Source organism: Streptomyces umbrinus (assembly GCF_030817415.1).
Taxonomy (GTDB): Bacteria; Actinomycetota; Actinomycetes; order Streptomycetales; family Streptomycetaceae; genus Streptomyces; species Streptomyces umbrinus_A.
In genome coordinates this window covers 10,030,987-10,055,574 of sequence record NZ_JAUSZI010000002.1, presented here as the reverse complement: position 1 = coordinate 10,055,574, position 24,588 = coordinate 10,030,987, and the positions used below count along the sequence as shown (strand labels likewise).

Annotated in this window: 25 protein-coding genes; 2 read left to right on the top strand and 23 right to left on the bottom strand. The window is 66.0% G+C overall.

The annotated features are described in order from the left end of the window. Nucleotides 1–37 precede the first annotated feature (37 nt). The 3 genes from QF035_RS44565 to QF035_RS44555 form a co-directional block, all read right to left on the bottom strand. Nucleotides 38–1,210, bottom strand: a complete 1,173-nt coding sequence (locus QF035_RS44565) for a site-specific integrase (RefSeq protein ID WP_307527434.1) — start codon at nucleotides 1,208–1,210, stop codon at nucleotides 38–40. Nucleotides 1,211–1,651: 441 nt separating this feature from the next. After that, the gene (locus QF035_RS44560; RefSeq protein WP_307527432.1) at nucleotides 1,652–2,248 is read right to left on the bottom strand and encodes a hypothetical protein; all 597 of its coding nucleotides are present in this window, start codon (nucleotides 2,246–2,248) and stop codon (nucleotides 1,652–1,654) included. 261 nt (nucleotides 2,249–2,509) lie between these two features. Further along, nucleotides 2,510–2,737 (bottom strand): hypothetical protein, encoded by a 228-nt coding sequence (locus QF035_RS44555; protein WP_307527430.1) that lies wholly within the window; start codon nucleotides 2,735–2,737, stop codon nucleotides 2,510–2,512. A 658-nt stretch (nucleotides 2,738–3,395) separates the two neighbouring features. On the opposite strand from QF035_RS44555, the gene QF035_RS44550 reads away from it, so the two are divergent. Beyond that, a complete protein-coding gene (locus QF035_RS44550) occupies nucleotides 3,396–4,478 on the top strand; it encodes an IS110 family transposase (protein ID WP_444968442.1) in 1,083 nt (360 codons plus the stop codon). 162 nt (nucleotides 4,479–4,640) lie between these two features. On the opposite strand, the gene QF035_RS44545 is transcribed toward QF035_RS44550, so the two are convergent. The 18 genes from QF035_RS44545 to QF035_RS44460 all read right to left on the bottom strand — a co-directional run bounded on the left by QF035_RS44545 (nucleotide 4,641) and on the right by QF035_RS44460 (nucleotide 22,964). Then, nucleotides 4,641–4,874: a hypothetical protein gene (locus tag QF035_RS44545; RefSeq protein WP_307527428.1), complete on the bottom strand. Its 234-nt coding sequence runs from the start codon at nucleotides 4,872–4,874 to the stop codon at nucleotides 4,641–4,643. A 570-nt stretch (nucleotides 4,875–5,444) separates the two neighbouring features. Further along, nucleotides 5,445–5,720 carry a hypothetical protein gene (locus tag QF035_RS44540; RefSeq protein ID WP_307527426.1) on the bottom strand — a complete coding sequence of 92 codons (276 nt, stop codon included), beginning with the start codon at nucleotides 5,718–5,720 and terminating at the stop codon, nucleotides 5,445–5,447. 372 nt (nucleotides 5,721–6,092) lie between these two features. Beyond that, nucleotides 6,093–6,323 (bottom strand): hypothetical protein, encoded by a 231-nt coding sequence (locus QF035_RS44535; protein ID WP_307527424.1) that lies wholly within the window; start codon nucleotides 6,321–6,323, stop codon nucleotides 6,093–6,095. 338 nt (nucleotides 6,324–6,661) lie between these two features. After that, a complete protein-coding gene (locus QF035_RS44530; protein ID WP_307527423.1) occupies nucleotides 6,662–7,159 on the bottom strand; it encodes a hypothetical protein in 498 nt (165 codons plus the stop codon). 478 nt (nucleotides 7,160–7,637) lie between these two features. Further along, on the bottom strand, nucleotides 7,638–7,913 hold the full coding sequence (locus QF035_RS44525; RefSeq protein WP_307527421.1) for a hypothetical protein: 276 nt from the start codon (nucleotides 7,911–7,913) through the stop codon (nucleotides 7,638–7,640). A gap of 99 nt (nucleotides 7,914–8,012) precedes the next feature. Beyond that, on the bottom strand, nucleotides 8,013–8,420 hold the full coding sequence (locus QF035_RS44520) for a hypothetical protein (RefSeq protein WP_307527419.1): 408 nt from the start codon (nucleotides 8,418–8,420) through the stop codon (nucleotides 8,013–8,015). Next, nucleotides 8,417–8,662, bottom strand: a complete 246-nt coding sequence (locus QF035_RS44515; protein WP_307527417.1) for a hypothetical protein — start codon at nucleotides 8,660–8,662, stop codon at nucleotides 8,417–8,419. The genes QF035_RS44520 and QF035_RS44515 overlap by 4 nt, the downstream gene beginning before the upstream one ends. Nucleotides 8,663–8,852: 190 nt before the next feature. Then, nucleotides 8,853–9,344 (bottom strand): hypothetical protein, encoded by a 492-nt coding sequence (locus QF035_RS44510; protein WP_307527415.1) that lies wholly within the window; start codon nucleotides 9,342–9,344, stop codon nucleotides 8,853–8,855. 136 nt (nucleotides 9,345–9,480) lie between these two features. Next, on the bottom strand, nucleotides 9,481–9,612 hold the full coding sequence (locus tag QF035_RS44505; RefSeq protein WP_307527413.1) for a hypothetical protein: 132 nt from the start codon (nucleotides 9,610–9,612) through the stop codon (nucleotides 9,481–9,483). 79 nt (nucleotides 9,613–9,691) lie between these two features. After that, nucleotides 9,692–11,548: a DEAD/DEAH box helicase gene (locus tag QF035_RS44500; RefSeq protein WP_307527411.1), complete on the bottom strand. Its 1,857-nt coding sequence runs from the start codon at nucleotides 11,546–11,548 to the stop codon at nucleotides 9,692–9,694. A 616-nt stretch (nucleotides 11,549–12,164) separates the two neighbouring features. Further along, nucleotides 12,165–12,503 (bottom strand): VRR-NUC domain-containing protein, encoded by a 339-nt coding sequence (locus QF035_RS44495; protein ID WP_307527409.1) that lies wholly within the window; start codon nucleotides 12,501–12,503, stop codon nucleotides 12,165–12,167. Beyond that, nucleotides 12,500–12,820, bottom strand: a complete 321-nt coding sequence (locus tag QF035_RS44490) for a hypothetical protein (protein ID WP_307527407.1) — start codon at nucleotides 12,818–12,820, stop codon at nucleotides 12,500–12,502. The genes QF035_RS44495 and QF035_RS44490 overlap by 4 nt, the downstream gene beginning before the upstream one ends. A 238-nt stretch (nucleotides 12,821–13,058) precedes the next feature. Further along, nucleotides 13,059–15,068: a hypothetical protein gene (locus QF035_RS44485; protein WP_307527406.1), complete on the bottom strand. Its 2,010-nt coding sequence runs from the start codon at nucleotides 15,066–15,068 to the stop codon at nucleotides 13,059–13,061. Nucleotides 15,069–16,299: 1,231 nt separating this feature from the next. Continuing rightward, the gene (locus QF035_RS44480) at nucleotides 16,300–16,533 is read right to left on the bottom strand and encodes a hypothetical protein (RefSeq protein ID WP_307527404.1); all 234 of its coding nucleotides are present in this window, start codon (nucleotides 16,531–16,533) and stop codon (nucleotides 16,300–16,302) included. Nucleotides 16,534–16,540: 7 nt separating this feature from the next. Beyond that, on the bottom strand, nucleotides 16,541–18,361 hold the full coding sequence (locus tag QF035_RS44475; RefSeq protein ID WP_307527402.1) for a DNA primase family protein: 1,821 nt from the start codon (nucleotides 18,359–18,361) through the stop codon (nucleotides 16,541–16,543). Between the two features lie 1,333 nt (nucleotides 18,362–19,694). Further along, on the bottom strand, nucleotides 19,695–20,108 hold the full coding sequence (locus QF035_RS44470; protein WP_307527400.1) for a hypothetical protein: 414 nt from the start codon (nucleotides 20,106–20,108) through the stop codon (nucleotides 19,695–19,697). 178 nt (nucleotides 20,109–20,286) lie between these two features. After that, nucleotides 20,287–21,090 (bottom strand): CPBP family intramembrane glutamic endopeptidase, encoded by an 804-nt coding sequence (locus QF035_RS44465; RefSeq protein WP_307527398.1) that lies wholly within the window; start codon nucleotides 21,088–21,090, stop codon nucleotides 20,287–20,289. A 20-nt stretch (nucleotides 21,091–21,110) separates the two neighbouring features. Beyond that, nucleotides 21,111–22,964, bottom strand: coding sequence for a DHH family phosphoesterase (locus tag QF035_RS44460; protein ID WP_307527396.1), 1,854 nt, complete (start codon nucleotides 22,962–22,964; stop codon nucleotides 21,111–21,113). A gap of 208 nt (nucleotides 22,965–23,172) precedes the next feature. On the opposite strand from QF035_RS44460, the gene QF035_RS44455 reads away from it, so the two are divergent. Then, the gene (locus QF035_RS44455; RefSeq protein ID WP_307527394.1) at nucleotides 23,173–23,511 is read left to right on the top strand and encodes a histone-like nucleoid-structuring protein Lsr2; all 339 of its coding nucleotides are present in this window, start codon (nucleotides 23,173–23,175) and stop codon (nucleotides 23,509–23,511) included. Nucleotides 23,512–23,599: 88 nt separating this feature from the next. On the opposite strand, the gene QF035_RS44450 is transcribed toward QF035_RS44455, so the two are convergent. Further along, nucleotides 23,600–24,082, bottom strand: coding sequence for an SLOG family protein (locus QF035_RS44450; protein WP_307527392.1), 483 nt, complete (start codon nucleotides 24,080–24,082; stop codon nucleotides 23,600–23,602). 111 nt (nucleotides 24,083–24,193) lie between these two features. Continuing rightward, on the bottom strand, nucleotides 24,194–24,403 hold the full coding sequence (locus QF035_RS44445) for a hypothetical protein (RefSeq protein ID WP_307527390.1): 210 nt from the start codon (nucleotides 24,401–24,403) through the stop codon (nucleotides 24,194–24,196). Nucleotides 24,404–24,588: the final 185 nt, after the last annotated feature.

The window sequence follows — 24,588 nt, the reverse complement described above, 5'->3', positions numbered from 1 at the left end:
GCCACCAGACCGGTTGGAGTCAATCGCCACACGGAAACTAAGCGGAGAAAATGTGCCTCAGGTCGTGGTAGCACCAGCAGAGGCGGGGCATCACAGGTGCGTCCTGGTGCGTCGCCCAGGTGACCATTCGGTCCCAGGCCCGCCAGCGGACCCGGTCCCAGCCCGAGGCGCTGAGCATCTTCCCGCCCCTGCCGACAAAGAGCGCGAGGGGCTCTAGGCCGTCGCCGGTCTCCAGCATGGTGATCCGTCGCAGGTCCGGGTCCATGTCCTTGACCACCCGGGTGACCGTGCGGCCTTCCAAGACGCCGCGGAGCCTTCGGCCCTCGGCCTCGATCCGAGTCACCACGAACAGATCCCGGTGCTGGCGCCGCAGCGTGCGCTGTGCCGCCGCGATCATCTCCGGACGCTCGATCGTGAGATAGGGGTCCAGCAGTTCCATCGCGTCGACCGGGACATAGACCGAGCGGCGTTGCTTCCTTTTCGCGCAGGCCGCCAGATCGACGTCCGCCGTTCGGGGCCTGATGCTGGGCATCAGGCCGAGCTCGGGCAGCAGCAGCGTCGACCACTCCTGGATTCTCATCCCGGTCAGCAGAGCCAGTTCGCAGGCCGCCCGGTTGCGGTGCGGACGCCAGCCGCGGAACGACTCGTCCAGGCCGGCGTCCGGCGTCAATCCGCCGAAGCCGACGTCCCGGAGATAGATGTACTGATCGATCTCCATGTGCCGGACACGGACGTCCGTGCTCTTGCCGCTGGCCAGCGACGTGCCTCGTGAAGTCGACCGCCAAGGGCGGGCCGTGACGTAGCCGATGTCGACCAGGAAGTCGTAGAGCTGCCCGATCGCGGCCGCGTCCTTGTCCCAGGTCGGTTCCTCGACGGTCTCCTCGGCGTGCTCGCGCCGCCACTGCTCGAACTGGACGATGTCGGACTCGGTTGCCGAGCGCAGGTCCCGGCCGCGTGCCTGAAGAAAGCCCAGCAGCATCAACACCGCATAGGCGTACGTCCGCATCGTCTTCGCAGCCGTCCGACGCCAAGCCAACCTTCGGAACCACGACGACAGCGGCTCGACCGGCCGCATCACACCGTCCAACAGCACCGGCGTACCGGCAGGCAGCCGATGCCGTTCGAGCGATTCTTCCAGCAGGGCGCGATCAACTCCGGCCACGTCCCCAACCCGCCACACCGCCCGGTGGTTGGCGAAGTACAACTGCACAGATCCTCCGAGCCTCGGCGTACGCGGTTGTGCACGTTCGCGTGTACGTCAAGAGCCAACGGAGGCGCCCTGCACGGGGTACGGGGCCAGCTCAGGAGTCACCCAGATGAGACACAACAGAGTGTCTGGAGAACCGTTGCCGTCTGGGCCTCCTGGTCCGTAGGCGGGCTGCTCCAGGAATGCCGGCATGCAAGGTACCTCCAGGTCCGTCATGAAGGTGAAGTGGAATCAAGGGGCTGAGCGGGCCCGTGCACTCGCGCTGGCGTTCGGGCGTTCCCTGCTCATAGCGAGGAGCGCAGCGTGATCGTCAGCGTTCTCAGGCGGGTGGGGCCGGTGGGTGAAGGGGCTGCACGTTCCTGGGTGTCCGGCGCCGGACTTGCAGTCGAACGGGATCAGGCGGCTACGGCCCTTGCGGCAGACACGGGGGCTCATGGCGTGCGCCTACGGCAATACGGCGCGAAGCCCGTTGGTGAGCAGGGCCACGGCCGCAGACAACTCGCGGGGCGTGGTCAGCGCGCCCAGCTGAGCGGCTGCAGCCGAACTGCTCTGCCCAGCAGCGGCATTGAGTGCCGACTGAACGGCGTGGCGGACGGTTTCCGTGACGCGCATCTGGACTTCGGTGTCCTCCAAGTCGGCAGCTGTGACCTGCCCGCGCCCCATGAGGCGGTTGGTCTTGGAGGCGACATCAAGGGTGGTGAGCGCGTCGTCGTCCGCTGCGGGGGCGAGAGCGGAGAGTTTCGCGCCGCCGAAGGCAGTGCGGAAGCGTGACGGGCAGTGGGTGTGAAGGTTCATGGCGCGCTCGGCGGCGAGGCCGCGAACGGCTACCAGACCGTACGTGTTGGCCAGTTGCGTCATGAGTCCGAGCGCTGCGTGAAGATCCCCCTGCCTGAGGGCTATCAGGTAGGCGTCGGTGACGGTGCGTATGAGCTTCTCGGGAATCGCGGTACTGGACGCGGTGTCCTCCCCGTTCGGGTGATCGGGTGGCTGCGCGCCGGCGGACTCGCAGGTGATGGGGTTGTCCCAGTCGTGATCGGTCATGAGAGCGCTGCTCCTTGAGCTTGTTGGGTACGGCAGCTGGCTGGGGCCAGCAACGAAACTGCCGGTGGAGCTGGGCTGGTTGTTCCAGCACGGCCCCACCGGCAGGCGGGCGTTTCTCTGGCTCCCGAGCCGGCTGTGCCGGACATTCGGCGTACGCGGGCGGGATCTCTTTTGGCACCAGGACGACGTCGCGGACCCAGGCACTGTCGTCCGGAGCCATGATCTGCGGCACAGGTGACGTCAAGTCCGCGCGTCCGCCCTCTACTTGCACCAGCCGATGCGGCGCAGGGTGACGCCACGGTCGGCGAGGTCCTGCCGGGACACGGTCTGCCCGGCCGCCCACACCAGCGGCAGGACGTGGTCACCTGCGGGCATGGTCGGGTAGTCGGACCACAGCTCGCCCGTGTCGTCGAGGTACACCGCCATGTGCCTGTCGGACGGTGGGCCGTCGGGCTCGTACGTGGTGGTGAAGACCTCGGGGGTGCACACGGCGAACTCGCCCTGCTGGTTGCGGATGATCCAGTCGCCGGGGTTCGCCCAGACGACGTCCCCTGGCGTGGGAACCGGCAGCGCGTCCTTCAGGTCGCCGGGTTCATGCAGGTGGGGGTGTGCTCCACATCAGGCGGCGATCTTCTGCCAGTCAGCGTCGTCGGTCAGCTGGATGGCCTCGACGTGAACGGGCCGGACACGGTACTGACTCATTGGCGCGCCTCCTGGTCGGGAAGTTCGATGCGGGCGCGGCAGATCTTGTTGGGGTCGGCCGGCGAGGCCGGGCCGGCGTGTCCCTCTCGTCGGCCCGCCGGATCCGGGACAGGGGCAACGAGTCATACCGGCCCCGGAGGCCACGAGCCCGAACCGGGCTCTACAAGAAAGGTAATTGTGATAGTCGAGCTGCGGCCCGAGTTGGGCTGCTGCCAGGCTCGGCGCCGACGTTCCGGCATGACCCACAAGGTAATTGGCGGCTCGTTGCAGCCTGCCGTACGCCCGAGCTGTCTGCCGGACGTCGGCGTCGGCCTGGCCCACCCCGTTGGCTTGATCAGCAGCTTGTCCGCCATCTCGACGTGACTCATCACAGTTATGCCACGCGGTGACTCCACCCAGGCCGACGCCGACCACGGCCGCCCAGAGCCCGAAGGAGAACAACCGCGTGACCATGCTCGCAGAACAGGTCGACGGCGTCATTGGCGTCGACACTCATCGCGATACCCTCGCCGCCGCGGCCGTCAGCCCCATCGGAGCTGTCCTGGCCACCACTGATTCCCCGGCGAACGCCCGCGGATACCGCCGCCTGCTCGACTTCGCCCGCAGGCAGATCCCCGGCCGCCGCTGCTGGGCACTGGAAGGTGTCGGCAGCTTCGGCGCCGGCCTGGCCGCTTTCCTCGACCAGGCCGGCGAACAGGTCGTCGAGGTACTGCGACCCAAGCGGCCCACCGTTCGCGACGGCCGCAAGACCGACATGATCGATGCCATCGGGGCGGCCAAGGAAGCCCTGTCCACTGAGCACCTCATCCAGCCCCGGCTGAGAGGTGAACGCGAGGCCCTGCGCGTCCTGCTCGTGACCCGTCACGGCGCGGTCCTCGCTGCCACCGCCGCGATCAACCAGCTCAAGGGCTTCATCGTGTCCGCACCGGACGATCTGCGCTCCGAGCTGCGAAAGCTCAAGGGTCCGGCTCAAGTCGTCCGTTGCGCTCAACTGCGGGATCGCCCGACGCACGACGTCGAGCACCGGATGACCGCCCGGGCCTTGCGATCCACCGCCCGGCGCATCCAGGCCCTGCAGGCCGAGGCCAAGGACCTCGAGAACGAGATCCTTGTGCTGGTACGGCAGTTGGCGCCCGAGCTCCTCGATTTGCTTGGCGTTGGTCCGATCACTTCGGCTCAAATCCTGGTGAGCTGGTCGCATCCGGGCCGGTTTCGCTCCGAGGCGGCATTCGCCTCTTTCCCTGGAGCCTCGCCGATCCCCGCGTCTTCGGGACTGACCAACCGGCACCGGATCAACCGCAGCGGTGATCGGCAACTCAACCGGGCCCTGCACACCATCACGCTCATCCGGATGCGGCTCGACCCTGCCACGAAGACCTACGTCGCCCGGCGAATCGCCGAGGGCAAGACCTCCCGCGACGCACAACGCTGCCTCAAACGAGCCATCTGCCGACAGCTCTTCAAGATCCTCGAACGCTCCGACCAGGACACCGGGACGAAGCATAAGGATCTTCCTCAAGCAACTTGACGCGATATAGCAGCCTCGGGCATCGAGGACTGCGGCGAATATGTCGAGCCAGTCACCCTGCGAGCAGCCGCGAATCGTCTGGATGGCGACCGCGTACTTCTTCTCGGGTGGAATATGGCGAGCCAACGGCGCGCCCTGCTTCATCGGCTCCCGGGGTTGCGGTCAACCCTCCTTGGGGTGTTCGTCAATCGGCTGAACAGTGTCCAGATCGACGGTCTGGCCCACTCGAAGGGTGTTCAGTCCGCGCAGCATCGCGATTTCACGCTTGCGCTCCGCGATACCCGCGGGGCTCAGGGGCCGGCCGTCCTGCCTGAAGTCGCCCTCTTCCAGAAGCTGTTCCAGCGCAATCTTCCAGTGGTTGACCTGGTATTGCGTGATCTTTTGCATGCGGGCCATGCGTCAGTCCCTCCTCGAAGGGCGTGATGTGGATTGGATGTCGTGCGGCACGACCTGGTCCAGCGCGAGCACGTCGATGACACGGGAGCTTCTTCCTCAGGTGGCCGGCGGTCACTGGCTCTTCTCCCAGACTTGGCCAGGGCGGGCGCCCAGCAGCGGTGCGCCGCCTTGCGCGCCAGGCCGAGGCTCACCTTGCCCTTGGCGACATAGACACCACTGTGGAAGTCGCCGAGACGAGCCATTGAGCAGCTCGGTGGAGCGGACTCCGCCCGCGGCACCAGCACCCTGAACGACCTGAGGGAACAACTCGGCGCCCACGGCAAGGCGCGCCCCGTTGCCGACTTCCTCGATCTCACCAGGTAGTACGGCGGCTCAGAGCTCACGATCTCAATGGACATCGGAGCAGTGCGGACGGCCGCTGACAGGCTCCCACCGAGATGGGGGAGATGACGCCTGCCTCGTTGGGTGAGGACAGAAGGCATGGGACGAGCTCCTCGGCGATGTGCAGAACACCGCAACACGCCACCGACCCCGGAGCCTGACTCCGGTAGACGTCGCGATTCGGCTAAGTCAGCCCAAGTTGTAGGTGTGCGTGGGCCGGAAGGTCGGGTACAGCAGCTCGAACCAGCCCGGGCCCCGAGGGTCGTCGAAGGCGAGCAGCGCCGGGTCCTCCAGCCTGCAGCAGCCGCAGCTCGGGTTCATCCACGTGATCGTGATGTGGGGAAACTCGGCCCGCATCTGCTGTTCGAGCTCGGCCCACGCTGCCTTGTCCTCGTCGCGCCAGCCGTGCTGTGCTCCGACCTTGTAGGTCGCGTTCAGGCGATCAGCCCACTCTTCGAACGTCATGTTGAGGTCCTCTCAGGATGTTCATGGCCGACTGCGGGGCGCTCAGGTGATTCGGCCTAGCCAGCGGCATCCGGCGTTCCCCCCGTTTCGGGTTGATCGGGTGGTTCCGGCCCGGCGCTGGGGGACGGCCGCAGGTGCTGAAGGGACAGCGGGCCGCCTGCCCACGATGGGGCTGGTGGAGTGGGCCCACCCGGAGGGCGGGGAATCGAACCCTGCGCGCCCGCTCAGCGAGTCGCGCCGCGTCCATAGCGGTCCGTCCGGGTGGGCCGGGCCCGGCCGGGCCGCACGCGGTTGCGTCTGTCACGCGGTCCGGCCGGGCGTCTGGGGGTGGGTGAGGGCGGCTACGATGCCGGCCGCGTGGCGCTGTACAGCTCACGCTTCAGTCCAACCCTCACTGATCAGTACCTGTACGTCCGACATTCGGCACTTCCGGCCGCGCACGGAGTGACGGCCGAGCCTGCCGTTGATCAGATCGACGACCGCACCGCAGTCCGTGGACGGGCAGCGGACGGCCATCACATGCCCCTCGTCGTCGATGAGGGGCAGCTCGGAGCTGATCGCCATCGCGGTCTGCTCGCCTTTCAGGCGTACAGAGAAACTCACCGCACCAGCGGTCTCTACGTCATCGATACACGACCGGCACAGGGGGTGCCTGCGGGCTCTGACCGTGGCCTCTGGCGACGGGGGCACACGGTGACCGTCGGGGCGGATGCCGGGCGGCAAGCCCGTCTCGGGGTCGATCAGGAGGCTCGGGGCGGAGTGCCGCTCCAGCTCGTGAAGAATGGTCGGGCTTCCACAGCAGGGACATTTCATCAAGTAAAACAACGGGTCCGCCCCCTGAAGGCACGCCGGAACTCGGGAGAGTCCTCTTTTTCTGCGTGGACCATGGCGTCGATGTACTCCTCCAGCTCCCGCTGGGACATCTTGCGGGGTCCGTCGAGTCAGCCATCGGAGTCTCCCTCGACGACGCGGCTCTTGCGGGCCGAGCGCCGGCGGATGCTGGCGGCGACGCGGTCATACTCTCGACGTGCCTCGCTCGCCCTGACACGGTGATACTCAGCCTGTCGGTTGTGGTCCCCGATCGACTTCTCAAGTCGGGTGAGCTCGCGGCGGAGGCTGTGCTCTCTGTCGCCCCAGTAGATCTCGCGCACGGCGGCCGTCAGTTCCGATTGGTGCATCATCAGCCACTCACCGGGGATTCGGGCCTGGACCTTGGGCATCATGCTGTGCTTTTCGAGCTGGAGCGCCATCTCGCCGTCGCCTTTCATGGACGGCCGCGCGAACGCGACGCTTGGTGAGCCGAGGAACGGCTTGAGCCGCTGGGGCACGGTCTTGGCGGGGAACTTCGCGAGCACGCGTGAAATCAGGCCCACCATCTCGTCGAGTTCGGCGAACAGCTGGATCGTGGCGTCGACGATCTCTGTGGTCTTGTGCTTCATCACTTCTGGTCCTTGAAGATCGGGTCCTGCTCGGGAACCGGGACAGGGCCGTCCCGCCCGGGTTGGCCTCCCCCTCATGACGTAGAGGAAGGCGCTGCCCGTGACGCAGAGGATGGAGGCCTCTATTCCTTCGTATCCATGGCCAGACCCGTCGTCGGGGCGCGCTCGTGAGAGGCCGCCAAGGGTCTGGTTGGAGGCCGATGCGTGTCCCGGCTGGTGCATTGACGGGTCTCATCGGTGTCTTGCTCGGGGCTTCGGCGATCAGCGCCGTTTTCGCGTCCGGCCGGTGGCAGCAAAGCGTCTCGTCAGGGACACCACCGGAACCCGGGGATGCCCCTGACGAGACGCCGACGGATCAACTGGGAACGGGCCGGGAGCACGAACAACCGGCCTGTTCCGGTATCGATCCCGCCCCCGGGTCGGCTATGCCGACCCAGACCCCCGAGGCCAGCGTCTGTAGGGCGCGAAGCCGAGAGGGTCACGCTGAGCGCGACGCATAGTCCTTGTTCCACCGGGCGAACGTCCGGCTGTTGAACTTGACCTGGTTGACGGCCACGGCTGCTCGGCGCAGAGCCTCCTTGCGGCTGAACAGGCAGCGCGCCAGCCAGTTGTCGTTGCGCAATGACGGCGGCGGCTCGTACTCCCAGGCGCCGCCGGCAGCCAGGCACGCGCCTATGTGCAACACGGCCCAGAGGTCTTCGCCGCTCTCGGGATCCATCCCGCGCCAGGAGACCCGAGGCTCAAAGTGCTCCATGCCGAACACGGAGGACTCGCGGTAGCCGATCGGCAGGATGCGGTACCCCGAGGGATGATCTCCGAGCTGGGCGGCTCGGCGGCGGGAACAGGAGTGTTCTCAGCGATCGGTCCGCTCCTCCCCCGGCTGAGTGACGCTTCGCGTCGGATCGAAGCTGATGGGGAGCTCCTGCGAGAAGAACTCTTCGAGGACCCGGGTGTTGTCGTCATCGGCGAGCCGAACCTCGATGACCAGGTCCTTGTCGACGCCGAAGGCGGCGACAGCGCGGTGCAGATGGCTGGCCAGGTCCTGCATGGACTCGTAAGGGCTGGGCACATCGGACGCGGTGACCTTGGCGCTGCGCGAGAACGCGTGGCGCGTGCGTCCCTCCGAGACGATCACTCTGGGGTCGTACTTGCTGTACAGCCACTCGGTGCGCGCGGCGATCCGAACGGGCTCAGTGCGCATGCCGTCGGTCCAGGGTTCCTCGGCCGGCGGGCGGTACTTCTCGTGGTTGGTGACAGTCACGGCTTGTGCTCCTCTCCGGGCTGGCCCGTGTCGGATATGGCGCGGTCCATACGGTCCGCGATGTCGTAGTACGTGCGCGCCTCGGCGGCATGGGCTTCAGCCTGCTGCGGGTCTGTCGAGGTCCGGGCGAGCTTGCTGTACTGATCGCCGAGGTCGCGGGCCCAGGCACCGCCGGACCGAGGCAGGGGTGCAGGGGCGGCGCTGGTGACGACGGCGGCAGTGTCGTTGTTGGTGCTGGTCATGCGACGGCCTCGTATCCTGAGTCAGTTCGGTGAAGCGACGCAGGTACTGCTCCTGCGTGCGGGATGGGAGCCATCCCGCGATGTCGATGCCTAAGAGGGGCTCATGGCTCGACGACGGTGACGCTCTCATCGATCATCTGGCGCATCTCTTCGATGCGGGCTTGCCCGTCGGCGGTTACGGGCGTCGGGATCAGGGCCGCGTCACTGAATCAGTCTTTGCAGTCGGCTGACGCCTCTTGATCGGCGTGCTGGCGGCGGCGTCGACGACTATGGCGCGCACTGCGGTATCGGCGTCGTCGTCCGGGTCGGGCAGTAGCTCGGCCAGGAAGTGGCCTTCGTCGAGGCCCAGCTGCTCATCAAGTCGCCAACCGGTGATGTAGGCAGTGCTGGTGTGGCTCAGGCCCTTGACATCGTGGACGTGGTCTCCGGTATCGGTGTCCTCAGTGCGCTGCAGCTTGATCTTCCTCTCGTCGCGGTCGATCAGGATGACGAGCTTCATCGTCGGCTGGTTTGCGGGCCACCGTGCCTCGCGGCGACCAGGGGTCTGCCGCAACCAGTCGCGTGCCGCGGCGGACAGTGCGATCTGCGAGCGCCCGTTCTCGGCGTGCGTGACGGTGATCTTGGCGGGACCCCTGGCACGACGGCCCTTGTTCGGGTTGGGGCGGTAGATCTCGAACGACACGCGGGGATCCTTCCGTCAGCGCTGTTCGCGCCTGCTCATCAATGTCACGGGTTTGCCGCGCTCCTCGGCGTAGGCGCCCTCGCGGCTTGTCGACTCCCCGACGTATCCGCCTGGAAAAGCGCCGACCAGCACTTCGTCAGCGAGATCGGGACCTGCCCCAAGGCCCAACGATCTTGCGCAGGCGGAGCTCGTCGAGCATCTGTTTCTCGGTCCCGGTGATCTCGTTGTCACCGTCGTGGGCGAAGGGGGCGGGCGCGAAGACGATCACGGTGATCGGCTCCGGTCGTGCGCGGTGGTGACGGCCCGGCCGTGGGATCCCAGCGGGGCCGTCGTTGAGTGAGTGCAGGTCAGACCCGCTCGGAGGCCCAGAGGTCGTTGAGGTCCTCGCGGATCTCTTCTTCCAGGGCAGCGAGGAGTGCCTGCTCGGCGTTGAAGTCCCCGGACACGGCCTGGATGAGGTCGTCCTGGACCTGCTGCTTGCCGGCGAGCACCGAGGGCATCCGCTCGTCCTGCGTGCCCTTGGCGATGAGCCGGTGGATGGTCACCGGCTTCGTCTGGCCCGTGCGGAAGAGCCGGCCGTTGGTCTGCAGGTAGTGCTCGAGCGAGAACGGCAGCGTGTACCAGATCATCGTCGAGCCGCCGTACTGCAGGTTCAGGCCGTGCCCCGCGGCGGCGGGGTGGAGCAGCATCACCGGGATCTGCTTGGCATTCCACCGGCGGACCATGTCGCGCGAGCCGTCAAAGGCCTGTGCATCGATGCCGGCCTTTCGGAGCCGCATGAGCAGCTGCTCCTTGTCGGACTTGAAGTGATAGGCGATGAGCACGGGCTCGCCGCCGTTGTTCCGCACCAGGTACTCCGTCATCTCGATCTTCTTGTCGTGGATGACCTCGTACCGACCCTTCGTGGCCGGGTCGTCAGGATCCGCGGTGTAGAGCGTGCCCGAGGCGAACTGCATCAGCTTGCTCGTCAGCACCGCCTGGTTCGCGGCGACGATCGATTCGACGCTCTGCGTCAGCTTCCCTTCGTCGTCGGTGTAGGTCTGCACGATGTCCAGGACCAGGTCGCGCTTGAAGTCCTTGTAGGCCTGGAGCAGGTCTGGCGGGAGCGTGACGTTGACGTCCTGGATGCTGAGCGCCGGGAGCTGCAGGCTCGTGTTCTGCGCGCTCATCACCAAATGCGCGATGGCCTGGTGGATCTCAGCCTCGGCGTTCGCTGTGGGGATCCACTTTGCCGGCGCCGTGGTGCCGGGCACCATCTTCGGCGTGAACCAGCGGTTGCGGAACGCGGTGATGTTCTGACCCAACGTCTGGCCCTGGTCGAGCAGGTAGGCCTGGCTCCACAAGTCGTGGAGGCCGTTAGGGGTGGGCGTTCCCGTCAACTCGATGAGTCGGTTCATGGCCGGCCGCACCGTCGCCAGGGCCAGGAAGCGCTGCGAGTCGTGCGACTTGAAACCCTGGGACTCGTCGATGATGACCGTCTGGAAGGGCCAGATGATGGTGTTCTGGCCATTGATGTTCTGGACCGGCAGCTGGTCGATCAGACCGAACCGACATTCAGGGCAGCCATGCCCAGAACAGGTTCGGCATCCATAGGTGTCCCACGTCACCAGGGCCGACTTGAGCAACTCCTGAATCCAGGCGCGGATCTTGGTCTTGGCGGGGACCCGGTTGTTGGCGCTGGCGGCGACTAGGGCACGGTACTCGTCGATCAGCTCGTCGCGGCCCAGTGGCCCCCGTGCCTGGAGCAGACCCAGGATCGCCGTCGCCTCCGGTGAGACGGTCGGGGCAGGCACTGCGCCCGGCACCGGCGTGATCAGCTTCGTCTCCTGGGACGGCTGAGTCAGCAGTTCCTGGTTGATGAAGTACATCGTCGGCGGATCGGTGGCGACCTCCCGGAAGTGCTTCAGTCGCTTGTCCTTGGAGAGCTTCCTGTCGTTCTCGTCGACGATGAGCGACTTCGTCCGGATGGGGAAGCCCCACTTCTCGATCTCGTCGATCCAGGTGGAGCGGGCGATCGCCACAGGCGCGACGACGAGGATGTGGCCTATTGGGCGGACCGTCTGCAGGACGCTGAGGACCGTGAGCGTCTTGCCGGCCCCGATATCGAGCCATGCACCAGCGAAGGGGTGGTCAACGAGGAAGTCGTGGATCTGCTGCTGATGCGGCATCAGCGAGATCGGGGACGGAGCAGTAGTCGTAGTCATGTCGCTGGTCATCCCTTCTCTTCGAGTGAGTGGTCAGGCATGGAATGCCTCTTGAATGAGGGCGAGTCGGGCATGGCCCTCTTCGGCTCTCTGTTTTTGCTGAGCGACCTCGGCCTCCAACTCGGCGACCCTTGCTTCGAGTCGCGTGACGCGCGGGTTGGCCCTGAAGGCTTCACACACGCGCTGTCGCACTGATGCCGGGGGGTGGGTCGCCCGTCCCTCTGGCCCCTGCGCGGTTCCGCAGGGCGTACCCAACCCCGGAGGGCCGGGCGGTGCTGTCAGGTGACATCCAGGCCGCAGCGAGGCAGCACAGTGTCTGGGTGTCGGGGCCGTTGCCGACCCACAGTTGGGGGTCGTCGTAGCGGTAGTGCTCGGGTACGGTCGGGCACCGCACGGCAGATTCCCTGCACGCTGTGAATGCGGCGGCTTGGCCGCTCGCTTTCCCCGCCGACGTGGGGGTGTTTCAGTGGAGGGATCCGCCAAGGCTTGGACGCCTGAGGTTTCGCGTGCAACGGCACCCGCTTACCGGGCGGTGGGCCGTTGCGTTGCTGCCTGGCCCTCGCCGGTGTCGCCGCCCGCGGCGCCTTCGCCCTCCACGGTCCTGCGGTCGCGTTGGTCAGTCTTGCGCGGGTCCAGTTCGTCGACGGTCATGGCGCTGCTCTACGGCGAGGTCTTTGAGGAGGTGCGCGACGAACGCGTCGACGCCCGGCTTGTCGTCGATGACGTGGACCTCGGCCCCGTGCCGGCGCAGCTTGGCGTGCATGAGCTGTTGCAGCTTCCGCAGCCGTCCGCCAGGGCGCTTGACCTCGACGAACACAATGCGGCCCAGGGCAACGACGATCCGGTCGGGCACTCCCCCGCGGCCCGGCGAGACGAACTTCAGACACAGGAAGCCGTGTGCCCGGCACTGGGCAAGGAGGTAGCCCTCGATGACGCGCTCACGCGGGGACGTCATCGGCTCTCAGTCTTCTCGTCCGAAGAGGCCGTCGGCGCGCCGTACTTCAGCTCACCGGGCTCGACGAGCCGGAAGCCCGTGGAGTGCCTGTGCATTCGGGAGGCGCTGATGGTGGAGTGCTTCGTGCCGTAGTGATCCCGGACTTGGGCCTCCCCGTCCGCAACGGACTCGACGACGACGCGGCGCTTGCTCTGCCGGGTGTCGAGGTCCTCCCAGATCTGGCCCCGGCGGACCAGGATGCCCTCGCGGGTCGTGTTCTTCTCCTGCTGGGCCTGGGCCTGGGCGTCGTCGTCCTGGGCGGAGGTGTCGGTCGGCACGGCATCGTCACTCTGCCGCCAGCGCTGACCGGGCTGGACTGGCTCAGTCGCGGCACTCACAACTCGTCGCCCCCCTCAACGGTGCGGACGGGAAGTGTGGTCTGGAGCATGACGTCTCTCGATTCTCTTGCCATGGCGAGCCAGACTCGCCTTCATCTCAAATTCGACTCGGGCACCGAGCAGCGTCGTGTCGACACGGCCTGGCACCCTGTGGTTCGGCGGTGATGCGGGGAGCTGATCAGGCGGCGTTTCTCCAGTTCTTGGTGAACGTCTCGTCGAGCATCCGGGTGTAGATGTCGAGGTCGAGCGCCCCGATGAACTGCTCGACTCGGGCGGCCGGCAGCGCGCGGAGGTCGTCGTTGACGACGATCACCGACCAGTGCGGGTCGATGCCGTTGATCCGGCGGATCACGACGTCCTGGTCATCGGGCAGCAGCGTGAGGCCGTCGGAGGTGCTGGCCTCGCTGCGGTTCTTCGCCCACCCGTGGTGGCGCAGGATCTCCAGCGCGATCGGGTCACGTCGCACCCCGGCGCTGCCGGACTCGCGCCGCTTGCTCTGGCTGGCCGGGGTCACCTTCCATGCGCCGGCGTTGTGCAGGCTCACGGCACCATCGGTGCCGTCGTGGACGATGAAGACCCGGTTGACCATCTGCAGGGCCCGCGGGTTCACCAGCTGCGCATCGGCGTCCTCGTTGTCGTCACGGTCGGGCCCGGCGCTGACCGGGTCGGCGGCGAACGGGTAGGTGATTGATCCACGCGAGGCGGCGAGGACGTTCTGGAACAGCAGCAGCGTCCGCACGGGATCGGCCGGGTTGATCGCCTCCTCGGTCATCTTCCGGCCCAGCACGGGATCGAACGGCTCGGCGAGAGCCGCCTCTCCCCTGCTGGCGACGGTCTGCAGGTAGCGGGCCAGGGCGAAGTCGATCACGGCCGGGTGGGCCAGCGACTTCGTCGGGGTAGGACCCGCGTGACAGGCCAGCGTCCCGCCGGAGGCGGTGATGATCGGGCTGTCGGCGACGTTCCGGTCCTCACTGGGCGACTCCAGCTCGAGCCGGTTGTTCGAGTCCTTGCTGATGAGGAACATCAGTTCCGGTTCGATGTCGATGCCGATGGCGGCCTGCTGCTCGGCGAGCACTCGGTTGTTGGTCGTCTCGTCGAAGCCGTTCTCGCCGCCGACGACGGAGTAGAGGCCGTCGGTGTTCGTCGAGATGATCCGCGCGCCGGCGAGCGTCTGGGCCTGCCCGATCCGCCAGCTGAACAGCTGGCCGATGATCCGCATCGAGATGGTGCGGTTGTTCATTCTGATCGGGGTCCGGTGCGCGGCGTCAGCAGCTCCAGAGGCCGAGTTGAGGATCAGCTTCGTGCCGTTGCGCAAGGTCGCGAGCCGGCCCTTCTCCTCGGTGGAGATTCCCGGCTTCTTCATCTCGAAGCCCAGGCGCTCCTTCTCGATGAAGATCGTCGTGTAGCGGTCCTCGCCCAGCTCAGGGTTGTAGAACGCCCTCATGTTGCGCAGCAGGTTCGGGTAGTAGCTCGTGAAGTCCTCGTGGATGACGAGTCCTGCCGAGGTCCGTGCGAACTTCGGGTGCAGCTTGGTGGATTTGTCGGCCTTCGCAGTGAACAGCTCGGGTGCCCGCCTGGCCGGCTCATCGCGATAGACGGCCTTGACCGCCGAGGTGTCGGCCAGGACTACCTTGCCGTCGAGCACGGTCCCGTCGGCCAGGCGCACGTGCATCGCCTCGGTGTCCGGGCGCTGAATGTCCAGCAGCTGGGCCGGATCCGGCACTTGGGCCTGCGCACGCGCGAGCTGCTCGGCCTGGTCCGGGTCGTTCTTCTTCGGCTTGCGGTACCTCACCTTTTTCGGGTCCGAGCCCAGCAGCACCAGCCGCTTGTCGACGGTCGTGCCGTCGGGCAGCGCGAGCAGGTTGTGCTGGCGCTTGGCCTCGGCGACGAAGTCCTTCGCGTCCGGGTAGAAAAGCTGGGCGAGGCCGATCATGGCTGCCTGTTCCCGGTACTCGAAGGAGTCGGCGTCGAAGACTGTCATGTCCGCTTCCGCGCCGTGGATGCCGCCTGTGCTGAACGTGGCGAAGCAGGACGACGGGGAGGCGTCACGGTGGAAGTAGGGCACGTTGTTCGGCGTCTTCGGCAGCTCGCGCAAGGACTTGGCCGGGAGGTCGAACAGGTCGCGGTACTCCTCGGAGACGTTGAAGTTCCGCCCCTCGATCGAGCGGTAGTAGTTGACGACCTGCATGAACTGGTGGTGCGCCTTCGCCTGTGCCGGGCGTCGCGGCTGGGTTCTTGGCAGGGTCGGGGGCCACGTTCTCCTCGAAGAAGCGCACGCACTCGTCGAGCACGTTGACCTGGCAGATGCCCTGCTCCTCGGCCACCTCCTTGGCCGGATAGAGGAACGACACAGCCTCGATGTCGTTCAGCGAGGTGTACGGCGCGAGGATGCGGCCGACGAACTTCGCCGAGGACGAGTCGATGGTCAGGCGGTCCCGGCGCACCGAGCCGTTCTTGGCGTAGACGGTCTCGGAGTATTGCGCCAGCAGGCCGGCCTTGAGGTCGAAGTTGCTGGCGTAGGCCGGGTGCTGGAAGAGCTGGGCCAGGCCCAGGCAGTCGGAGACGTTGTAGGCCAGCAGCTCGTAGAGATCCTCGATCGCAGCGATCGAGGTGTCGTGGCTGAGCTTTTCGGATTCCTTGATCTGGCGGCCGAGCATCCCGAGCAGGCGCTTGAGGCTCACCTTGGTCTGCAGCTCGTTGAGACGGGCGACGTCCAGGTGCCGGCCCGAGTGCATCATGGCGCGACGGATCTTGGCGGCCGGGCCGTCCCAGCCGAGGTAGCCGGGCATGTACTCGATGTGCTCGTTGAACAGCTTGTCGTTGTGCTCGCGCATCTCGCGCGCGGTGGTCGGCTGGACAAGACGACCGGAGTGCGGAGCCGGGAAGGTCTCCATCAGGTACAGCGCGAGCATGGTCATGTCGTAGTTCAGCGAGTTGTACCCGGCCAGGAACGGGTGCTTCAGCGGGTCGTACTCGGGATCCGTGTCGCAGACCGGGCGCAGGCTCGCCGGATAGGACGAGACCTCGCTGCGGTCGTTGACCTGGTCCGCGTTCGAGAGACCCATCAGCTCGGCGAGGCGGAGGTTGCCCCGCTCGCCGCGCAGATTCCACAGCTGGACGCTCACCGCGGGCAGGCCCGGGTTGGAGCCCACCACGGCTTCATAGAGTGCCTGCGGGTCCACAGCGTCGGAGAGCTGCTGGTCGTCGGCGAGGAAGAAGATCTCCACGTCGTCGACGGCTCTGCCTGGCCGCGGGGTGTAGGCGCACAGAGTGAAGACGTCCGACAACGACTCGATGTCGTAGAAGGTGAAGCGCGCCTTCGAGGCCGTGACGGGTGTTCGCTGTGTGGTCATGATGGGGATCTCTTTTCGTCGGTCCGACCATCACGGCCGGTGCCTGGGGAGGAGGCTCGCGTGGCCTCAGAGGGAGTCGTGAGGAGAGCGCCGGCGCGGGGTATCCACGCGCCGGGGCGCCTCACTCATGAGCCGGGCCTTCTCCAAGGGGTCTGCCGTGATCTGCGAGCGGACGATGAGGATGGTGATCCGCTGCTCGCGCACGACGTCGGGCATCGCCGTGATCAGGCGGCCCTGGCCGCAGGCGAGTTCGAGTACGGCCTGGTCGAGTTCGCCGAGTGCGCCAGCAGTTTTAGCCATGGGTGCATCAGTCCTGTTCATCAGTGGTGTCGTCGGTCGGGGCGGATGCGCCCGGCTTCCTGAGCAGTCCGCGGTAGTTGGCCTGCAGCGTCGGCTGAGACTTCTTCTTCGGATCGCTGCCGCTGTAGCTCGGGTGCATCCACTTCTTCAGCTCGTAGTCGGCGATAAGCGTCTCGGGGTCGCTCATCATCTGGCCGGGCCGGATCTTGCGGTTCTTGTCCGGGCAGTGCCACAGGGCATCCGGCCGGACGATCGCCACGAGGTCGGTGATGAACTGCTTGTTGCTCACCGGGGAGCCCGACGGAGAGACGTCGGCGAACCAGGCCTTGTACAGGTCGTAGAGGAACGTGAACGGTGCCAGGTCCCAGACCAGCCGCCCGCGGACCTCTTCCCAGAAGGCGCGCACGGGGTCGTTGGCCTCCTTGTACTCGGCCAGGACTTCCTTGGTGGCCACCGGCTCTGAGAGCTGGTAGTAGTCACCCGGAGATGACGCGCCGGCGCGGTTGATCGCGTACCAGAAGACGTACTCCAGGACCTCGCGGCGCTGGAGGTAGTCGTCCTTGATGTACTTCTTCTCGGCTCCGGTGAAGCTCTTGGTGAAGGGCACGAAGAGCTGCCGGCGGTAGAACGACTCGGACTTGTCCTTCACGCGTGGGAACTCGTTCAGGCACTGGACCATGAAGCCGAAGAACTGGTAGGCGATCGGCATCCGGTACTTGCGGTTGATCTGGATGACGTCGTTGGTCACGATCGCCTTCAGATTGGCCGCCTTGTCGATGAAGGTGCCAACATCGTTCTCGTCGACGATGATCGCGTTGGCGCGCACCAGCGGTTCGAGCGCGAAGTCCTTGCCGAAGTCCGAGAGCGGGATCGAGGTGTGCGCGCCGCTGCCGACGAGGTTGCGCATGAGCGCGCAGAGCGTGCCCTTACCGTTGTTGCCCTGCTCGGAGTAGAACCAGGCGGTCTTGCCCCAGCGCACGTGCGGCCGGATGATCGCGCCGATGATCTCCCAGATCAGGTCGGCGAGGCCCTCGTCACCGGGCTGGTCGAAGAGCTCTTCGATCCAGGCGACGACTTCCCAATCTCCGTCCTCAGGGTGCGTGATGACCTGCTGCGGGGCGTCGTCCACGTAGTCGACGTCGTTCTTGGTCAGCAGCACGATGGCCGGGTCGAAGGGTTGGACCTGCTTGGGCTCGAAGTGGAAGTCCTTGCCGAAGATCGTGACGTCCAGCGGCTCCGTACCGTAGAAGACGATGCCGTTGCGCGCGGCGATGAAGTCGCGGTTCGAACTTTGGTGCCGGCGCGGGCTGTCCTCGCGCAAAACGGCCAGGACCTCGGCGAACTCCTTGAGGGTCAGCTGGGTGTTGTACATGCGCGCCGTGGTGCGGATGTCGTCCTCGCTGGTGGTGTACGTCCCACGCGCGCGGCCCGCGGCCTGGTACATCGCCAGCAGGTCGTACTCGCGGTCGGTGTCCTTGGCGTTGGGCGCGATCCGGATGACGTGGTGCAGACGCAGGAGGATCTGCGCGACCTGCCAGTACGTCAGATATCTCGGCAGGGGGTACTTCTCGGCGGCCGCGGCCGCCTTGAAATTCTCAGCCCTGATGACGCCGCCCACGATCGCCAGCAACTCCTTCTCCAGCACGCGAGGCATCGGAGGATCGGTCGGGTCGATCTGGTCGAGGTAGGCGGCGGTGACGTAGGTGGCGATCTCGTTCTGCGGAGCCATGTCGTCGCGGTTCGAGAAGTACCCCATGACGCTGGCCAGGACGTCGGCGACGGGGTTGGTGCGCGGTCCGGCGTTGGAACCGGCGGCAGGAACGGACATGAGGGCATCGGGAGGCGCCATGTTGCTGCTTTCTCGATCGTGATCGAGTTCCTGCCGGCAATGCGTGGGAAGCCGATTGGACTCGTAATCGAATGGAACGCAATCTTGACTCTATGTCATCAGAGCGACCTTTCGCAACGATTGAGCTACCAGTCAACAAGAGAATCGACTGAGGTCATGGATGGCCACCAAAGAGGTCGAGAAAGGGCTGCCGACAGGGACTAGAGAGGACACACGCGACCACCACGGCCATGCCACACGCGTCGCGAGCCTGGATGAGATGCGAGAAGCCAATGACTCCGTCGGGGGCATGCCCCACGGAGTCATTGGCTTCTCGTGCTCGACCACACACCCGCGGGCGGCATGAGCCGCCCGGCCTGTGGTCGAGGTGCGGAGGAGTTCTTCTGACCGGCCGAGCCCGCTGTCACCAGAGCATCGGCTGGACGCTCTCTAGGAGGATCCCGAGGACCACCACATACCCTCTACGGGTATATGAGACGTGTACCACCTGACGTGGTACACCTGTTTCCCAGGTCAGAGCACGAATTTCGGGAGTTCAAGAGCCGGGTGTACCACGTAGCATTTTCCACGTGGTACAGGTGATTTCCCAGGTCAGACAGGTTTTACATACCCCCCGTACCACTTGTACCAGGAAATAGAGCCTAGATACACGCGCAGGGGGGACATGAGAGCAGACTGGCGAGCTGAGGCTGGAGCTGTCTGGATCACTCCCGAACGCGCCCCCCATGTAAAAGGTCAAAAAGAGGTGGTACTCGTGGTACATGGGCGGGAAACACTGGTTGACCAGGCAAAACGTCGTACCACGTCGGCGCTCTCACGTGGTACACCCGCTGCGGGAAAGAGCCTCGCGGTACAGGCATTTACCCAGTTCAGACGCGGTTTCAGGGGTGTACCACGTCTCGTGGTACAGCTGGCAGCTCGATACGGCCCCTGGCGACCAAGTCGAGGCGGACTTCCACGCCGAGCCGCCGTGCGGCCCCCAGGCGGCACGGCCGAACCTCAGCGGGACCGGAAGTCGCATGGACCATTCTCGGCGTCCTGAGGCTCACAGAAGACTCCTGACGCGCCCTCCGAGTGCGAGTCAGAACTCTGTCCGAGTCGTTCGTCCACGAGGATCCACTGAAAGCGAGAGGGCATTGGACTGACATTCGCTGCTCTTGCGAGTCATCCAAGACAGCTGCTATCGTTGACGCCAGGTGATCGATGTTGCACTGGAACGTGAAAACAGAGAGGCCGGAGAGCATCCCCGTGGGAAGGGAGCTCTCCGGCCTCTCTGCATGTGCTGATGAGTGCGAGGCGTGGATGGCGCGCATCACCCAGGGGTGACCGTGCTCCAGCCTCGCTGGTATCCCGCATTGGGGGACTCGGGACTGCGGCTACGGGATCGTTCGTCTGCTTCGACGACGTAGAGGATCTCGTAGGAAATCGTGGTGTTGAGGTTGAGCCGGTTCTTGCTCTGGCTCTTCTCCATCGTGATCTCGCGGAAGCCGCAAACGGCCTCAGCGCGATCGAAGAACCGGCGCAGCCTCGCGTTCACGCGCTCACGGGCCTGTTCGGCCGTGACGCCCATGTCGGAGACGACGAAGACGTGGGTGTGACCGCGATCGAAGGTGGGCCTCTCACCAGTGTCGAGGTCCAGACGGATCTTCGCACGGCTGATGTCGAGCGTGTCGGGACGGACGAGCTCTCCTCGTGAGTCGTACGTGCAGGTGCTGACGATAGCCATGATGAGATCCTCTCCTCTCCTGATGAGTATGACTGAATAGTTATTTCAGTCACCCCCGGTGACCGGATCACCCCGGTCACCACGAGCATGCCCTCCGCACGAGGCACCGGCGGCTGAAAGGCCGCCAGGTCCCGCAGGGAGGGCACCATCGTTTTTCAGAAGAGGCTGAGTACCTCGATCACTGCATCGCCGACTCGCCTCCCGCGCCCTGGACTGCGCCCGGCGCAGTCCCGCCGGCGACCCGCCGGTAGAGCCCCAAGGCACAACCAGCAAAGGCCAGGCACAGGAACACCGCGGAGACGGGGTTTGCCAGAGCGCCGAGCACCTGTGCTGGGACAAGGGCGGCAGCGAGGTTGAAGCCCAGGTGCAGGAGCACGCAAGGCCACAGCACTCGCGTGCGTTCGTAGATCAGGGCCAGGAGCACCGCCAACGGCAGAGCCGAGGCGAACTGCACGGCACTGCCGTGCACCAGGCCGAACACCACGGCGGTGACCAGCGTGGAGGCGAGGACACTCACCCGCTTACGCAGCAACGGGTAGATCAGCCCTCGGAACAGGGTCTCCTCCCCCGCGGGAGCCGCGACCAGGGTGAGCAGCAGGGTCGCCATGGCCCCGGCCGCGTGCCTGGTCTGGTTCGACGCGTCGAAGCCGCCGGACCCGGCCGTGACGTAGATCCACAAGGCCAACGACTGGCCGGCGAGGAAGGCCAGGACCGCGCAGCCGAGGACGGTCCACCCGGAGCGTGGGATCTTCGGCCTCGGCCGCGGGGCCGGCGCATGCGCGAGCCACCGGGGCCGCTGGATCCTCACCGAACCGACCAGGACGACAACAAGCATGTCCAGGACGGCGGTCGCAGCGATCGGCTCTCCGATGAGGCGGACTGCGACGACGCCGAGGCCGAGGTAGACCGCGACGGCGGCGAAGGGTACAAGGACGCACCACCCGATGCGGAACAGACGCGAAGTGATCGGTGAAGTCGTCAAGGCCTCCTCCTCTATGGGTCTCAAGCAGCCGTGGTGATCTGTTCGTTGATCACGGCCTGGACGCGGGTGTCACCGCGGAAGGTGTTCAGCTGCAGCGCCGCCGTGAAGCGCAGCGTCCCGAGCTCGGTGCGGCTGGCGCGCTGCACGAAGCCCCGGAGCATGTCGAACTTCTCCTCGGCGACGTTCCACCACAGGCAGGACAGGCCGGACCGGGTGACCAGACGCAGGTGCTGTGATTCGGATCCGATCCGGTCCACGCGCAGGCCCAGGGGCTCGATCGCGATCTCGACGACCGGAGCGGTGAAGCCGTGCCCGAAGGGCTTGAGACCCTCGGTCCGGCGCACCAGCTCGAACAACGGCTGCAGGTCCTCGAGGCTGGCGTCGCAGTCGGCGTCCGGGCCGAGCACGAGATCACCGTTCGGGCCATCGGTGCTGACGGCGAGCAGGGCGACCTGGGTGGCCTCCTGCAGCACGGCGACGAGGTCGCCCAGTTTCTCGGCTTTCGCGACGCGGACGCCGCAGGCCTGCTGGTGCCCGATGGCGCTGAGACCGTCGTGCGGCTCCAGGCTGGTGATGATGTCGAACCACCCCGGTGCGCGACCGGAGCCGCTGACGAAATCGTCGGAGCCGGCGGGCCGGTTGACGACGACGACCGGGTGGCCGTTGAGCTCCATCATCCGGTTGGCCAGCAGCCCGTACATGCCCGGGTAGGCGTCCGAGAAGTACACCCACGGGGCCAACGGCTGGTCCCCGGCTGCGAGTTCTTCCATGTGCTCGATGACCAGATGCTTGCGCAGCTCGTTGTTCTCGATCACCTGGTGGGCGGCCTTGAGCTTGACGTCAGCGCCGGCGGCCGTGAACGCCGCGAAGCACGGCTCAAGCGAGGCCCCCGTGCGACGCGGGCTGTTCATTGCCGGGGCGAGGTAGAAGCCGAAGAAACCCTCGTCGAGGTCGTCGACATCTCGGATCTTGCCGACCTGCGCGAAGGCCTTGAGCACGATCGCGAAGCCCTCGAAGGCCCGGAGGAAGACCGGGTGGTGCGGCTCGGTGCGCAGCAGCTGCATCAGGATCGACTGCTCGACGTCGATGGCATCGGGATCAGCGTCGAACCCACCCCAGGGATTGGGGATCGTCTTCGGCGCGGCGACGCGCAGCAGGCGGGCGATCGAGATCGCATCGCGCACCAGCTGGCGGTTCTCGTACAGCACGGGCATGACGTCGGAGACGGTGCCAAGGCCGGCGAACAGGCGCAGCAGGTGGATCTCCCAGCGCTTCTCGGGCCGGTGCACACGGGTGTACGCCTCAAGCACCTGGTAGAGCACGTGCGCACCACAGATCCCGGTGTGGGCATAGGTCTCGTCCATCCGGCACGGGTCAACGGTGACGTCCGCGGTCGAGCCCGGCGCGAGCTCCTCGTGGTGATCGGTCACCAGCGTCATCCAGCCCAGGGCACGCGCGGCGGCGATACCGCGGCGGGAGTTCACTCCCCCGTCGCAGGTGAGCAGGACCCGCGTGTCGGGCCACTTCGCGTGGATCTCAGCGATGTCCTCGGGCGCAAGCTCGTGACCGCGGCGGTAGTCGGGCAGATGCAGCTCGACATCGAAGCCGAGCTCGGACAAACCGGCGTAGCCGAGGACCCCGGAGGAGATGCCGTCCATATCGAAGTCGGGGGCAATGACGATCTTCTTTCCCGTGGCTCGGGCGTCCGCAAGGGCCTCGACCATCTCGGCCAGGTCCAGGAGCTCGTCGTGCTCGGTGGACTCGATCTCCTTCAGGTACTGATCCGACCACCCCCTGCGCTGGCACAGCAGCTCGAAGAGGTCGGTGTCCTCGCCGGTGAGCGAATGGTCGTCGACGGTCTGGAGCATGGACATGGTGGAGGCCTCCCGATCGGGGTCGTTGGTCGGCGGAGAACGGGAAAGGTGACACCCCCGACATTGCTGTGATTTTAGCAGTAGCATTCTCTTGCTCTGCTCATTCAGCAGTACTTTCGAGTCTCATTCGGGTTCTAAATGGCACACTTATCCCGAATGGCTGCGACAGACTTTCCAGGGTCCTTACGCATCGGCTACTCTCGCCAGCATGGCCATTCGAAGCATTGTCGAGTCAGATCTAAGTGGTAAGCCGGATGCGGCTACACAGACGTTTGGCTTGGGTGACACCTGGTACGAAATCGATCTCACCCCTGAGGAGCAGAAGAAGCTTGAGGAAGCGCTGAAGCCGTATCTGAAGGTCGGCCGGAAAGCCGAGAAGACAACGCCAGCCAAGAAGCGAGTCGTACCCGAGACGACTCCCGAGGAGCGCGACGAGATCCGCGCGTGGGGCAAGAAGAACGGCTATGAGTTCGCGGGGCGGGGACGCATCCCGAAGATGATCATGAAGGCCTTTGACGAGGCGCATGGCATCGATCGGAGCAAGTAGTGCTGAGCCGGGCGTTCGCCTCCTGGCCGACTTCTCTCGTTCGTCCCTGAAGGGCCCTGCAGCACACTGCAGGGCCCTTCGTGCGTCCTCAGACCGGATGGATCACGTTAGTCGTCTTGATCCCCGCAGCTCGCGCGCGAGACCTGCAGTGGATGGTGCCGTGCGAGAAGTGCCCCGGCGTATGCGGCATGAGCTGCTCCTGGTCTCGCTGCCGACATCCGGGCTTCCGGCAGAGGTCGAGGAAGGCCGTACACAACACCTGAGCCCCGGCCTCGCGGAAGACCTGGGCGGCGTCGACCATCTCCTGGTTGCGCTGGAAGCCGGCCCGCTTCCTATGAGCCGACCAGGCGGCGGGGAAGGTGCGGATCTCGAAGCCGGCGGCCCGCCACAGGCGCTCGGCCATGGCGTCGGCACCCTCGGGGCAATGCCCCGAGATGAGTACCGGCCGGGTGACGTTCTCCGCTCCCCAGTCGCACCAGGCGTCGTTGAACGCCGAGCGCATGCTCTGCTCGTCGTTCCAGCTGCGGGAACCGGTGATGAGGACGACGTGCGAGAACGATTCTGGAATCATTTCAGCAATCATTCGAGTCTCCTCTCCTTGTGACTCGGCGGTCTCCACGGCTGGAGTCGAGAGCTGTGGCCATGATGTCTGGGCAGGCGTGGCGGCCTGCATGTCGCTGGTTCATACCGGCCGGCTGGTACTGGGCTCGATGACGGCCAGGTCCTTCCCCCGCTGGAGCTCGACGTGGATCTGATCGTCATCACACATCGGCATGAGGTGGACGGTGTACATCCCGTCATCGCTGCGGGAGACGTGCACGGTGACGACCGTGCCGTTCTCGCCGTTGGTGAAGTCGACGTTGCCGATGTCCCTGGCTTCGCCGGCGCACATCACCTCGGCGACGGCTTTGCTGTTCGGTTGTCACAATTTCGGCTCGCAGCGGGCTCCGGTGTCGTAGGGCGAGGTTTCGGGCTGGACGTCATGGTGGCGCCTCTTCGTGGACTCGGGTGCGGGCGGCGACCATCGAGTGCGGACCCCGCTGGGGTCCGCGTGATCTCGATGTTCGACCCAGCTCC